Origin of the sequence: Paenibacillus sp. VMFN-D1 (genome assembly GCF_003386155.1) — a bacterium.
In the GTDB taxonomy this organism is placed as follows: Bacteria; Bacillota; Bacilli; order Paenibacillales; family Paenibacillaceae; genus Paenibacillus_AQ; species Paenibacillus_AQ favisporus.
Genome location: NZ_QRDU01000001.1, coordinates 2,016,288 through 2,029,389, shown reverse-complemented (window position 1 = coordinate 2,029,389; position 13,102 = coordinate 2,016,288). Strand labels below are relative to the sequence as shown.

Annotated in this window: 10 protein-coding genes; 8 read left to right on the top strand and 2 right to left on the bottom strand. The window is 54.3% G+C overall.

The window, feature by feature from the left end; all coding sequences use genetic code 11:
• Nucleotides 1-34: 34 nt before the first annotated feature.
• Nucleotides 35-235 carry a hypothetical protein gene (locus C7820_RS09375; protein WP_258875176.1) on the bottom strand — a complete coding sequence of 67 codons (201 nt, stop codon included), beginning with the start codon at nucleotides 233-235 and terminating at the stop codon, nucleotides 35-37.
• A gap of 304 nt (nucleotides 236-539) precedes the next feature.
• Here C7820_RS09375 and C7820_RS09370 point away from each other — a divergent pair, with 304 nt between their 5' ends.
• The 3 genes from C7820_RS09370 (at nucleotide 540) to C7820_RS09360 (ending at nucleotide 4,319) form a co-directional block, all read left to right on the top strand.
• The gene (locus C7820_RS09370) at nucleotides 540-1,532 is read left to right on the top strand and encodes a Gfo/Idh/MocA family protein (protein WP_105443175.1); all 993 of its coding nucleotides are present in this window, start codon (nucleotides 540-542) and stop codon (nucleotides 1,530-1,532) included.
• On the top strand, nucleotides 1,532-2,401 hold the full coding sequence (locus C7820_RS09365) for a sugar phosphate isomerase/epimerase family protein (RefSeq protein WP_116230725.1): 870 nt from the start codon (nucleotides 1,532-1,534) through the stop codon (nucleotides 2,399-2,401). The genes C7820_RS09370 and C7820_RS09365 overlap by 1 nt, the downstream gene beginning before the upstream one ends.
• Before the next feature lie 199 nt (nucleotides 2,402-2,600).
• Nucleotides 2,601-4,319 carry a histidine kinase N-terminal 7TM domain-containing diguanylate cyclase gene (locus tag C7820_RS09360; RefSeq protein WP_116230724.1) on the top strand — a complete coding sequence of 573 codons (1,719 nt, stop codon included), beginning with the start codon at nucleotides 2,601-2,603 and terminating at the stop codon, nucleotides 4,317-4,319.
• A gap of 87 nt (nucleotides 4,320-4,406) precedes the next feature.
• Here C7820_RS09360 and C7820_RS09355 read toward each other — a convergent pair whose 3' ends face one another.
• Nucleotides 4,407-5,300 (bottom strand): AraC family transcriptional regulator, encoded by an 894-nt coding sequence (locus C7820_RS09355; RefSeq protein WP_181908982.1) that lies wholly within the window; start codon nucleotides 5,298-5,300, stop codon nucleotides 4,407-4,409.
• A 254-nt stretch (nucleotides 5,301-5,554) separates the two neighbouring features.
• Between C7820_RS09355 and rhaB the strand changes: the two genes are divergently transcribed.
• The 5 genes from rhaB (at nucleotide 5,555) to C7820_RS09330 (ending at nucleotide 13,009) form a co-directional block, all read left to right on the top strand.
• Nucleotides 5,555-7,003, top strand: a complete 1,449-nt coding sequence (rhaB, locus tag C7820_RS09350; protein ID WP_116231697.1) for a rhamnulokinase — start codon at nucleotides 5,555-5,557, stop codon at nucleotides 7,001-7,003.
• A 36-nt stretch (nucleotides 7,004-7,039) separates the two neighbouring features.
• Nucleotides 7,040-8,317: an L-rhamnose isomerase gene (rhaA, locus tag C7820_RS09345; RefSeq protein WP_116230722.1), complete on the top strand. Its 1,278-nt coding sequence runs from the start codon at nucleotides 7,040-7,042 to the stop codon at nucleotides 8,315-8,317.
• A 520-nt stretch (nucleotides 8,318-8,837) separates the two neighbouring features.
• Nucleotides 8,838-10,112 (top strand): BNR-4 repeat-containing protein, encoded by a 1,275-nt coding sequence (locus C7820_RS09340; protein ID WP_220376644.1) that lies wholly within the window; start codon nucleotides 8,838-8,840, stop codon nucleotides 10,110-10,112.
• A 237-nt stretch (nucleotides 10,113-10,349) separates the two neighbouring features.
• Nucleotides 10,350-12,140, top strand: coding sequence for a sensor histidine kinase (locus C7820_RS09335; RefSeq protein ID WP_116230721.1), 1,791 nt, complete (start codon nucleotides 10,350-10,352; stop codon nucleotides 12,138-12,140).
• Nucleotides 12,141-12,259: 119 nt separating this feature from the next.
• Nucleotides 12,260-13,009, top strand: a complete 750-nt coding sequence (locus C7820_RS09330) for a response regulator (RefSeq protein WP_116230720.1) — start codon at nucleotides 12,260-12,262, stop codon at nucleotides 13,007-13,009.
• Nucleotides 13,010-13,102 lie beyond the last annotated feature (93 nt).

Sequence of the window (13,102 nt, the reverse complement as noted above, 5' to 3'; positions counted from 1 at the left end):
CAGCTCTCGTTTAGAGGCTGGCGGTGCTTTGCCGTCAATCGCGTTTGATTTTGCCGAGCTCATCCGTTAACCTGTCCAGCTTACGATTTAATGCTTCCAGCTTCTTATCGTAATGGCGGTAGGTGAAATAACCGAGAACCGCTTTGAACAGAAAAAAGACGACCGCGGCGATGACGATCAAAAAGTAATTGTGGGCGAGCTGCCTGAGCCAGCTGTTAATCGCATGCATATCCATGGGCCAGCTTCCTTTGTCCTTGTAATGAGTATATATCAGCTTTTTCCATATCGGAGCTATTATATCCGCTTATCATCGAGCGTTTAGAAAATAAGCGGCTGACAGAAGTAATAGCTTGAGTTTCAAAAGTGCCGCTTTTCTGTGAAATCATGACAGGACGGCCGTCAAGTTGTCGTTATATTGCATTGTTCGGATGCGCTTTCATTTCTATAATGGGGATGACATAAAATACTGCTGAGATGAAGCCGGCAAGCCGTATGGAAGTATCCTTACTGTACCGTATTTTATTGAGGAGGCTGTGTACATGAGCAAAGTTCGCGTAGGCATCATCGGCACGGGAGGCATCGCCGCTTGGCATGCCAGACAACTGCTGGAACTACCGGAGGTTCAAATTACAGCTTTGACGGACACCAGTGACAAGAATCGGAATGCATTTGTGGAAAAATTCGAGCTTCGTGAAGCCCGCCAGTATTCGAATTACGAGGACATGCTGGCACAGGCAGAGCTGGACGCGGTGGTGATCTGTTCACCGCACACCCAGCATTTCCAGCAGGCGCAGGATGTGCTCAGCAGTGGTCTGCATGTTCTGATCGAGAAGCCGATGACCTGCTCTTCGGCAGAGGCCGAGCTGCTGATTCATACCGCCGAGCAAGCGGGGAAAATTTTGCAGGTATCGTATCAGCGCCACTTTCAACCCGAGTTCCTGTACATAAGGGATGCCATTGCGAGCGGCGTCATCGGCAAGGTCACCTCGGTTACCGCTTCGCTGTATCAGGAATGGAGACAGGGGACGCCCGGTTCCTGGCGGCAAGACCCGGCGCTCTCCGGGGGCGGCTTCCTGATGGATTCCGGCAGCCACATTATCGATGTGCTGCTCTGGACCACCGGGCTGACGCCGGTTGACGTCAAACCGCAGCTGCATATGCATGGCGCGCCGGTCGAGATCGATACCTTCACCTCGATCCGGTTTGCGGAAGGTGCAGTGGCTGGATTGAATCTGGTCGGCTATGCACCTTGCTGGCATGAAACCTTCGTGTTCTGCGGCGAGGACGGCGGTATCTTCTATGACAACGGAAAAATCACGCTGCGGCGGCTGAAGCAGGAACCGATCGTCCCTGATCTGCCGGAGCAGACGACGAATCAGGACAAAAGCTTCATCGACGCGATCTTGGGACGGCATGAAGTATTGGTGCCTGGAGAATTCGCTCTGAAAGTTGTTAAGTTATCCGAGATGATCTACCAGGCGGCAGGCTATGTCCCGCAGGCAGCCGCAATGACAGAGGAGGAAAACGTCTAATGAGCAATCCCATCGGAATGCGAATTCCGCCTAAAATTGGTGCGGAAGGAATCCGGCAAACGGCTCTGTGGGCGGCGGAAGCCGGGCTTGATATTCTGGATGTCCCGCAGCTGACTCCAGAAGTAAAGCAGGCGTGCGAGGAGGCCGGCATCGGGATCGGATCGGTCGATGCCCAGCAGACGGCAAAGCTTCTCAGCCGCGACGACTCTGTAAGAGAGGCGGCTGTGACCTCAGTAAAACAGCAAATGGACGGAATATCGGAACTCGGTGGCAGTGTCATGTTTATGTGTCTCGTCCCGGAAGACCATACGCTCCCACGCAGGGAGGGCTTCGCTATCTGGAAGGATACGTTTCCGGAACTGGTCCGCCATGCCGAGGAGAAAGGTGTTTATATGGCAATCGAGGGCTGGCCCGGCCCGGCGCCGTATTATCCGACGCTGGGATGCACGCCCGAAATGTGGAGAGCGATGTTCGAAGCGATCCCTTCGCGGCATTTCGGGCTCAACTATGATCCTTCCCACCTGGTCCGGCTGGGCATTGATTATCTCCGCGCTTTGAGCGAATTCGGGGACCGTGTCGTTCACTGCCACGGCAAGGATACGGAAATTTTGCACGATGAGCTGTACGAGTGCGGCGTCATCCCCGCAACCTTTGGGGAGAAGTATGGCTTCTCCGAAGGGTCATGGCGCTACACGATCCCTGGACATGGCGAAGTGGAATGGAGCAAGGTTGCCGTAAGGCTTGACCGGCTTGGGTATCAGGGAGCAGTGAGTATCGAGCTCGAAGATCATCGGTTCTGGGGATCGATCGAGGCGGAGCGGCAGGGGATCGTGAAGGCTGCCGAACATTTGGCTTTGTATTTTAAATGATTTGGACCGGCATTTATATCGGGCCGTCTTGAATGAAAGGCATCTGGGGATTCAATCCCGTCATCATCCCGCCATCTTGGATGGCGGGATGATTATTTTTCTGTATCCTTGCCCTTATTTCCTGTGGTAACATCGGGATAAGAATGACCGGACCGCGACGGCTCCGGCTAACCACACATGATTTGGAGCCTGCAACCTTATGGGAACACCTTACTCCGCTGTCCTGACTCTGATCGTTTCCGCCGGTGTGTTAAATCTTCTGATGGGATTATATGCCTTGTCGGGAAGGTCCAAGCTCACCATGGTAAGAACCTTTTTCGCGTTCAGCCTTTTGGCAGCCATTTATACGTTCGGGTCCGCGCTTGAACTTGCCAGCGGCTCGCTTGAAGAAATCAAGTTCTGGATCAAGTTCGAATACTTGGGCATGCCGTTCCTGCCGCCGCTGAATCTGCTCATCATCATGTCCTATCTCGGTATGGAGCGTTATTTGGGAAGGCGTCTCAAGATAGCCATGTTCATCATTCCCACGGTCACACTGCTGCTGGTTATGACGAACGATTGGCATCACCTCTATTACCGCGACATTGTCCTGCGGGCAGGCGGGTCAAGCCTTAAGGCGGACGTGGTGGGAGGTCCCTGGTATATTATTCAAGGCGCCTACACGTTCGGCTGCATGATCGGCGGTGTCGTGCTTCTGCTGAGGCATTGGCGGAGAATGCCTTCTTACCGCTTTCAGCTCGGCACGATGCTGATCGGCCTGGTGCTGCCGCTTGCCGGAGACTTTCTTTACCTGGGCGGCATAACCCCCGAAGGGATGGATCCGATCCCGGTGATCATGACGGTGACTTCAGCGCTTTACTTATGGGCGCTTGTGTCCAAAGGATTGTTTCACGTCGCTCCGATTGCCCGGGACAAGCTGTTTGCCAGTATGCGCGACGGGGTGTTGGTACTCGACAGGGACAACCGGCTGGTCGATTACAACCCTGCCGCCGGCGCCATGATTCCAGAGCTCGGTATCTCGTCCATCGGGGAGCCGCTGGAAGGGCTGTGGGAAAAACACGCCGGGGGACCGCTGCTTCATTACGATCCGGATACGGATATCGGTTCAGGAGCGGATATCCAGGAATTGAGCTGGCATATTGGAGAGAGGGACTTCAACTATCAAATCCGGACGTCTGTCATCCGCAATCAGGGCGGGCAGCCGGCCGGACGGCTGATCGTGCTGATCGATGTCACCGAGAAAGCGCGTCTTCAGGAGGAGCTTCGGCAGCTAGCTTACTATGACGGGTTGACGCGGATTTACAACCGTGCCCATTTTATGAAGCTGGCCAGCGGCATGCTGTACGACTGCCTGAAACGGGAGGAGCCGATGTCGCTGCTGCTGTTCGACATCGATCACTTCAAACGGATCAACGATGAGTTCGGGCATGATACGGGCGATGACACCCTGATGCACATCGTCGCGGTATGCCGTGAACAGCTGCGCCCCGAGGACGTGTTTGGCAGGTACGGGGGCGAGGAATTTGTGGTCGCCCTTCCGGGGCTCAGCCCGGTAGAGGCTGCCGGAGCAGCGGAGCGCATACGCGCCAGCCTTGCCTTGCAGCCGCTTGAGACAGCGGGCGGCCCACTGTCGATGACGGCAAGCTTTGGCGCCGCCGGCTTTCCTGCGGCGGCCCTTGCGAGGACGGAAGCAGCGGCGAGCGGGGAGGTAGGCGATACCGGCCCATCGTCAGCCTGGGTCCGTGATGGAGGTCTTACAGCAGGAATGGAAGCCACATCCGCAGGAGTGCTCCCTATAGGAGGAGGCGAATGGCCGGATGCCGAGCTGCGGCGGCTGCTGAAGATGGCCGACCGGGCGCTGTATGAGGCCAAGCGGGCCGGAAGAGACACGGTGCGGATTGCCGCGGAAACGTCCTGAACAATATTGAATGAAGGAAGCCAGCCCCTTGGGGACTGGCTTTATTTGTGTATATGCATAGTGTATATGAATATTTACAATGTCTCACTAATCTTCCGTTCCGGCGGCCGACCTCTTTATGGACGCGTGTGACTGCCGGTATTCCCTTGGCGTCATGCCGGTAATCTTCTTGAAGAGCGAGTTGAAAAACGCGATGTCCGTATACCCCACGGCGCCAGAGATATCGTGAATCCGGCGGTGACTTGACCGAAGCAGGCGGCAAGCCTCCTGAATACGGATCCGCTGCAGATACTTGATGGGTGGGAGTCCGGTATGTTTGACGAACAGCCTCTGAAACTGCCGCTCCCCAATCCCGAGCTCACCGGCTAGCTCTTCTACGGTAAACGGACGGCTGTAATGGCCATGAAGCATGGACAGCACATGGTCCATACCTACGGCGGCCGGCGGTGCCCCTTTCACTGCGGCTTCGTGAATCCGGATGATGCAGATCATCAGCTGAAGCATGCCTGCGTACAAGGCGGTTTCCCTTCCGGTACGCTCCACCGAATACTCGCGATAGAGCCGTTCAAACCAGCCTTTGGCTTCGCCGTCACGGTCGCGGTAGTGCATGATTTCTTTAAAAGCCAGAAGCCTTCCAAGCTCATCGCCTCCAGGCACCATTTCCAAAATTTTGGTGGCATTCTCCATCGAAGTCAGGCAGTTATACACGATCAGCTGACGGTCCTTGGCCGTTGACCCCGGGCGGAACACATGCGAAGCGCCGATCGGAATGACAAACAGGTCCCCCGCAGATACGGGCATGACCTCGTCACCTGTATGGTGATACCCGGTTCCTTCAGTGACATAACTCATTTCCAGAAAATCATGGTGATGTTCGGTTAACTCATAGGACTCGGCGTTGCGGTTTACAAAAATCGAGAAGTCATCCCAATTGTTGAAATACTCCCTTCCGCTCAGCAGCCTTACCGTACGCTTAGGCATGATTAATTTCCTCGCTATGTCGGAATTACCGGGTAAAATGTCGCTTTCACCTAAATTACCCGGGGTGTTAATCATTTTATGATAAATAGGAGGATAGAACAAGATCTGGTCATGGAACGCTGGGAAAAGTTGCGCGACAAGGTATATGGAAGCAGCCGAAAGGCTTGCGGCAGAATCTATTCCTGATATGGCAGGGTGATTCGAAAGCGTTTCCATAAAGGAGAACGAACTTGGTTCAGAAAGGGGATGGAGGTATGGATACTCATATCGCCGTTGACATCGGGGCGTCAAGCGGGCGCCTTGTTCTCGGAAGGCTGAAGCATTCCAAGTTGGTGCTGGAGGAAATCCACCGGTTCGACAACGGCTTCCGTGAGCTGGACGGCTCCCTGTATTGGGATATCGAGCATTTGCTGGAACAAATCGTTGCAGGGCTGCAGGCAGCCAGGAAGGCCGGCGTCGAGTCCTGTACTTTGGGGATCGATACCTGGGCGGTGGATTATGCACTGGTCGACCCGGAAGGCAGGAGGCTTAGGGAAGTCTATGCGTACCGTGACCGGCGGACGGATTCGGCCCCGGCGGAGCTGGAAAAGCTGATATCCCGCGAAGCCCTGTATGAGAAGACAGGCATCCAGCAGCTGACATTCAACACGATTTACCAGCTGTTTGCACATGATCCGGAAGAACGGACACGGGCGGGCCAGGTTCTGCTCGTACCGGATTATTTGTATTACCGTCTGTCAGGCAGACGGATCAACGAAGTGACCAACGCGTCCACCACCCAGCTGCTGAACTTGCAGAGCCGGGATTATGATGAAGAGCTGCTGTCCATACTCGGGATGCGGCGGGAACAGTTTGCTGCGCTGACCGAGCCGGGAACCCCCCTTGGAGGGCTGGACCCGGCACTTCAGCAACAGTACGATTTGCCGTTATGCAGCCTCGTCGTTGCGGCAACCCATGATACCGCTTCCGCGGTGCTTGGTGTGCCCGCCCGTGAGGGGAGTTCCTGGGCCTACTTGAGCAGCGGCACTTGGTCCCTACTGGGCGTGGAGCGGATGCAGCCCCTGAACACGAAGGAAACGATGGCAGCGAACTATACCAACGAATGGGGCGCTTACGGAACATATCGTTTTTTGAAAAATATTACAGGCCTCTGGTTAATCCAGGAGGTCCGCCGGCAGAGCGGAGACCGGTATAGCTTTGCTGAGCTGGTTCAAATGGCGGAGCAGAGCGAGCCTTACCGCAGCCTGATCGACTGCAACGACGACCGGTTCCTAAATCCGCCGGACATGGCGGAAGAGATCCGCAGCTTTTGCAGGGACACCGGGCAGAAGGTTCCGGAGTCGGTGGCCCAGGTGGCACGCTGCATCTTCGACAGCTTGGCTTTAAGCTACGGCACGTACTTGGATGAGCTGGAAGCGCTGACCGGAGAACCCGTCGAAATCCTGCACATTGTGGGCGGCGGAGCGAAAAACGAGCTGCTCTGCCAGCTGACGGCGGACGCCACCGGCCGGGAGGTTTGCGCTGGCCCCGTCGAATCCACGGCGCTCGGCAACCTGATGGTCCAAATGATCCATGCCGGAGTGTTCAGGGATATTCACGAAGCCAGAAGAACCGTTGCCGAATCTTTTGAAGTGACCCGCTATAAACCGGGCCCCCTCGCAGCCGGCGTGAAGGAACGCTGGAATAGGGTCGTAAAGAAATGATCATTTACCAAATCCAATTTTCGGGAGGCAAGTAACATGGATCAACAAATCCGGAAGAGCTATGAGGATGCCAAAACGCTGTATTCCCAGCATGGGATCGACGTCGACCTGGCGCTGGAAAAGCTGGCGCAAATTAAAATTTCGCTCCACTGCTGGCAGGGGGACGATGTGCGAGGTTTTCTGTTCAGAGACGCGGAGCTTAGCGGAGGAATTGCGGTAACCGGCAGTTATCCGGGACGCGCGGCCACGCCGGATCAGCTGAGAGACGATCTGGAGAAAGCCTTGTCCTTGATCCCCGGCAAGCATAAAGTGAATCTCCATGCGATATATGCGGACACCGAAGAGAAGGTAGACCTTGACGAGCTCGAGCCCCGCCATTTTCAGCGTTGGGTCGATTGGGCCAAAGATCAGGAGCTCGGTCTGGATTTCAATCCTACGTATTTCTCCCATCCGAAAGCGGCCGACGGTTTTACGCTCAGCCATGCGGATGAGGAAATCCGCCAGTTCTGGATCCGCCACGGCAAGGCATCCCGCAGGATTGCCGAGCATTTCGGCCGCGAGCTGGGTCAGCCCTGCGTGACGAACAGTTGGGTTCCTGACGGGTACAAGGATACGCCGGTCGACCGCCTGTCGCCGCGCCAGCGGCTGCGCGATTCGCTTGACGAGATTTTCAGTGAAGAGATCGATCCGTCGTATAACATCGACGCGGTGGAGAGCAAGTTGTTTGGTTTGGGTTCCGAAAGCTATGTTGTGGGTTCGCACGAGTTTTATATGGGTTACGCGCTGTCACGGGGGAAAGCGGTCTGCCTCGATGCCGGGCATTTCCATCCGACCGAAGTGATCAGCAACAAGCTGACGTCCATCCTGATGTTTAGTGAACATTTGCTGCTGCATGTCAGCCGTCCCGTGCGTTGGGACAGTGACCATGTCGTAACGATGGATGACGAGCTGCTCGAAATTGCCCGCGAGCTTGTCCGGGGTGATTTGCTGCCGAGAACGAGCATCGGCCTGGATTTCTTTGACGGCAGCATCAATCATATTGCAGCGTGGGTCATCGGCACCCGCAATACGATCAAAGCGCTCCTCCGGGCCATGTTGGAACCGGTGGATGAGTTGAAAAGGATCGAGCTTGCAGGCGATTTCACCTCACGGCTGGCTTTGACCGAAGAGTTCAAATCCTACCCTTTCGGGTCCGTGTGGGATTACTACTGCGCTTCGCAGGGCGTGCCTGTGCGTGAGCAGTGGCTGCATGAAGTGAAACGCTATGAGGAACAAGTGTTATCCGCTAGATACAGCCTGGTTCAGAATTCTTAAATTCTGGCAGAGATGAGAATGAAGTGCTTTAAATATACAGTAGCGACGCCGCATCCGGCGTCGTTTTTTTATAATATCAGAAAGTATAAACTCCAGGGCGATGGCTTCCTGATATTGCAAGAAAAATTACCTTTAAACGCGGTCTGTCTTCTTTGAAAGTACGTCGATAGACGTTTTTTTTACGTCGGCAATAAACGTATCGTGTGGCCTGGCAGGGCAGAATTATTCTCGCATCATATATCTCGCTAAGTTTAGTCCATGCGAGCGGCTGGACCGATTTAATGGGATGTCCGCGCTAGGGGCTAATTCGTTCTATATCTTTTTTCAGCTGAATGAAAAGACGTGATTTTGTTCTATGGGATGCATCAATTTGTGTATGACACGGGGGTCGGACCTCGTGCTACGATAACCGTGCGCATGAGTGTTCTAATAACTTGAAAGCGCTTCACATGGTGGGCAGGATAGAGTCTCATGCTTCAGGTATATGAAGGGGTTACTTTACCTAAAGGAGGCCGATGATATGAAAAAAGGAAGACCGTGGAAAATTGGAGCGGCGGCGTTGATGCTGGCGACGCTCCTGCCGTCCGGGATGGGCAGCGCTGCCGCGGCGTTGACCGAGGTGCCATATGCCATGGATTCAAGCAACCAAGCGGGTTGGTGGACGCCCCTCGAAACGTATGGAACGGGATTGGAGTACGCCTACATGGCGTATAACGCTCCCGGAAGCGCCGAGTCAACGCATAAAGTATATATCGCCAGGCGGGACGGGAACGGAGTATGGTCCAATATTCCTGTCATGAACGGCAGCTCGGTTGCGGAATACAGCGATGATTTGGGACATAATCAGCCCTCGATCGCGCGGGACGGAAACGGCAGGTTTCATGTGTTCGCTTCGATGCACCACGAAGCATGGCATTATTTCCGGTCCGACACGGTAGGGGGAGCGCCGCAAAACCATTCCGCCGATATGCCAACGCTTTCCACGTTTCAAGGCACCTATCCCGTCTTGACCACGGCACCGAACGGAGACGTATACCTGTTGATCCGGTCCGGCGAAGACGCCGCCGGCTACCGGTCAGGGCAGCTGTTCCGGTGGGATAACGCGGCTTCCACATGGTCCAAGGTGGCCGTGATCGGCTCGTCCTTGAACAAATCGTTCTACCCTGATGATCTTGTGTTTGATGCGAACGGCGACCTTCACATTTTGTTCGAGTGGTCCGCGTTTGCGGCCAGTCCGCTGCGGCATGAATTGTCTTACGTCAAATACAGCCCATCGACAGGCAGCTTCTACAAGGCCGACGGCAGCGCCGTTTCCCTGCCGCTGACGCCGGGAACCGCGGATATCATCCAGCCGCTCGCGCCGACCGAAGCGTATGTTCAGACGGGAAGTGACCCCGGTGGCCCCGGTGTGCAGAGCGCCAAACTGGCCGTGGATTCGTCCGGCAATCCTGTCGTTGCCTACCGCTACCGGGAGGAAGGCAGCACGACCTTTTCCGTGAAGTATGCATCCTATGGAGTCGACGGCTGGAACCTGCAAACCGTGTATAACGCTTCCGAGACCAAGGCAGCCATTGATATTACATGGGCAGGCTCGGTGCCGCGGGTGTACTACGCCAAGAGCAGCGGTACGGACCGCGCATTTATGGCCGTCCCGTCAGGCGGCGGCTGGAGTCAAACGTCCATCGCACCAGGCAAGCCGATAGAGCGTCTAAGTGTTGAGCGAAATGATAACGGTATTGATATTTTGTACCTTGTGGACGTCACGAACCGCAAGCTGTATTACGGTAGAAACTGAGCCTGCGATCTTGTTGAAACGATATCAAAGTATACGTATAAATCTCCTGAAGAACCGCATATGGTGCGGTTCTTTTTTCGTTACCTGGCAGGATTAACAGCAGCGTGTCAATAGAACGATTTGATGTTTTTTGCAGGCATGCACGCTACAAAATTACGCTCTTGTACGAACATTGTTATCTAGGGACATCGTGTGAGATATAATGGGAGCACCAAGTGTAAAAAAGGAGTTCTCGTTATGCGGAAATGGCTCGGTCACCTCATTCCCCACAAGCTGAAATACCGGTTGTTTGCCCTGTTTGCGCTCGTCATTTTGCTTCCGTTCAGCGTGCTGAATTTGTACAACTACCAGAAAATCGAATCGCTTGTCCAAAATAAAATCAGCGAGCAGAGCCACGAGCAGCTGGACAATCTGCACCGGTCACTTGAGGATCAGCTCAGCATCGCGTTCAAGACGCTGATTTTCCTGGAACAGGATTCCGAGGTGAGACGCATTCTGCAGAAGCCGGAAGAACGGTCGGTCCTGGACAATAAAGAGATCATGGAGGACAAGTTCAAAGGGCTCAACAACAGCTTTTTCCTGTACAATCCGTCCGTCTATTTCACGCTTCTCGACAACAGCGGCCATGTGTATACATCCTATCCGCCGAATACTTCCCTGAATTACAGCCAGATTGCATCTAACGCATCTTTTAAGGCGCTTAAGGAATCCAAGTCCTCTTATCTCTGGGTGTCCGACGATGCCAATTACGTGTCACGGGATATCAGTAAAAGCCCGAGCCTGCTGTCTTTGTACGCAGAACTGCGCGACAGAAGCAACAAGGCCTACGGCTTGGCACGCATCAGCATCGATTTCTCCTTCTGGTTTCAATCCATGCTGCAAAAATCCGAAAGCGATCAAGCCTACTTCATCATGACCCGTACCGGTGAGGTGATCGCAAGGTCGATTCCCGATTCGTCACTGTCTGCCGCAGCCGTCAAAGAAATCGCAGACATGCCGCAGAGCGGTCATTGGACGGATCAGCAGTCTGATACGCTGGTGAATTACAGCTATTTGTCTTCCCTGGATTGGTATCTGGTGGATCGAATACCGCTTCATCTGCTGTTCCGGGAAATCGAAACGCTGAAGAAGCAATACTTTGTAACCTTTTATGCCATTACCGCCGCGTTTATTGCGGTTGCGTTCATGATTGCCCATGCGTTTACAAGGCCGTTGTCGCATATGCAGATCAAGATGAAGGAGGCGGTCCGCAAGGATCTGCGGATCCGGCTGCCCGAGAAGCGGTACAAGGGAGAAATTTTGGAACTGACCCGGACGTTCAACACGATGATGGTCGATATGAACGGTTTGGTCCAGCGGCTGCGGGCCGAAAAGCGGCAGAAGGATGCGGTGCATTTTCAAATGCTGCTGGCACAGATGAACCCCCATTTTCTGCTGAATACGCTGAATACGATCAAGTGGATCGGCCTGCGGAGCGGTAGCGAAGAAATTGTCGAGATTTGCCTGTCGCTCGGAAAGCTGCTGGAGACGAGCCTCAACTCCGACGTGGACCTGATTCATCTCCGGGATGAAATCGAGCTTACGCGTGCCTTTCTTTATATTCAGCAGGTGAGATATGGGAACCGCTTTCAAGTGGAATTCAGCTATGATGAGGAGCTGGTGTACGCGCTGGTGCCGAAGCTGAGCCTGCAGCCCTTGGTGGACAATGCAATCAAGCACGGCATCGGCAATATGGCCGAAGGCGGACGGATTCTGATCCGGATGGGGCGCAGCCCGCTGCTGCAGGACCGGCTCACTCTGGAAGTCGAAGACAATGGCGTCGGCATCGAGCAGTCCACCAAAAATCAGGGCGAAGCCCGCAAGCGTCCGAGTATCGGATTGCAAAATGTGAGGGAGCGGCTGCGCCTTTTGTTCAAGGACAAAGGGGAGCTTGAGGTTATCCCGCTTGAGCAGGGAACGCTGTGCCGGATGCACCTGCCGGTGCTGCTGTCCGAGCCCTACGAGAATACGCGTCAATCGATATCATGAACGATCTAAATGGAACTAAAATGATGATCCGGCTGATTTCTTGGGATGTGCAACTGTTCTAAGTCTGAGCTGAGACTTTATTTGGTTCCTTCTATCAAGCTGTTAAGGAGTGAACGCGCATGTGGAAAGTGCTGCTGGTTGAAGACGAAACCTTCGTGAGGGAGTCGGTCAAGGAGATCATCCGGTGGGAGGAGATGGGCTTTACGCTCGCGGGCGAGGCGAGCAATGGTTTGGAAGCCCTGCCGATGATCAAGAACGACCCGCCGGATCTGGTGCTGTGCGACATCGTCATGCCGCAAATGGACGGCCTTGAACTTCTGCAGGAGACGCGGAAAGCCGGCATCGGGTCCAAGTTCGTCATGCTGACCTGCATCGGGGACTTTGAATCCATGCGCCGAGCGATGGAGTACGGGGCCTCCAACTATATTTTGAAGCTGTCCATGAGCGTGAAGGATCTTCGGGAGACGCTGTCCAAAGTGAGCAGGGAGCTGTCAGCCCGGCAGCCGCAAGTTGAACGTCCGGTTCGGCAGCCGGCGGCCCGGGAGAAGATTACACACCCGGAAGTGAACAAAATTATGGAGTATATCGAACAAAACTACGATCAGGACATTACGCTCAAATCGCTCGCCCGTTATGTCATGATGGGGGAAAACTACGTCAGTGCCTTGTTTAAAAAGAAAACCGGGGAGACCTTGATCCACTACCTGCACCGGACGAGGGTCGAGAAGGCCATCGAATACTTGACGACGACGGACCTTCCGGTCAATCGGATCTGCCAGAACGTTGGTTTTATGAACGACAACTATTTTATTAAAATTTTTAAACGGATGACGGGGATGACCCCGAGCCAATACCGATTGAAGCAATAGAACAAAATGCATGTTTAGTATCTGTCACGAGCCGCCGAACTGCGTATTTCTGTTCCATGGGAATCATGATTCTGTTACTTACGGCGGGGCCCG

Coding starts and splice junctions, on each gene's coding strand:
- C7820_RS09375 (WP_258875176.1), bottom strand. CDS start 235: ATGGATATGCATGCGATTAACAGCTGGCTCAGGCAGCTCGCCCACAAT.
- C7820_RS09370 (WP_105443175.1), top strand. CDS start 540: ATGAGCAAAGTTCGCGTAGGCATCATCGGCACGGGAGGCATCGCCGCT.
- C7820_RS09365 (WP_116230725.1), top strand. CDS start 1,532: ATGAGCAATCCCATCGGAATGCGAATTCCGCCTAAAATTGGTGCGGAA.
- C7820_RS09360 (WP_116230724.1), top strand. CDS start 2,601: ATGGGAACACCTTACTCCGCTGTCCTGACTCTGATCGTTTCCGCCGGT.
- C7820_RS09355 (WP_181908982.1), bottom strand. CDS start 5,300: ATGCCTAAGCGTACGGTAAGGCTGCTGAGCGGAAGGGAGTATTTCAAC.
- rhaB (WP_116231697.1), top strand. CDS start 5,555: ATGGATACTCATATCGCCGTTGACATCGGGGCGTCAAGCGGGCGCCTT.
- rhaA (WP_116230722.1), top strand. CDS start 7,040: ATGGATCAACAAATCCGGAAGAGCTATGAGGATGCCAAAACGCTGTAT.
- C7820_RS09340 (WP_220376644.1), top strand. CDS start 8,838: ATGAAAAAAGGAAGACCGTGGAAAATTGGAGCGGCGGCGTTGATGCTG.
- C7820_RS09335 (WP_116230721.1), top strand. CDS start 10,350: ATGCGGAAATGGCTCGGTCACCTCATTCCCCACAAGCTGAAATACCGG.
- C7820_RS09330 (WP_116230720.1), top strand. CDS start 12,260: ATGTGGAAAGTGCTGCTGGTTGAAGACGAAACCTTCGTGAGGGAGTCG.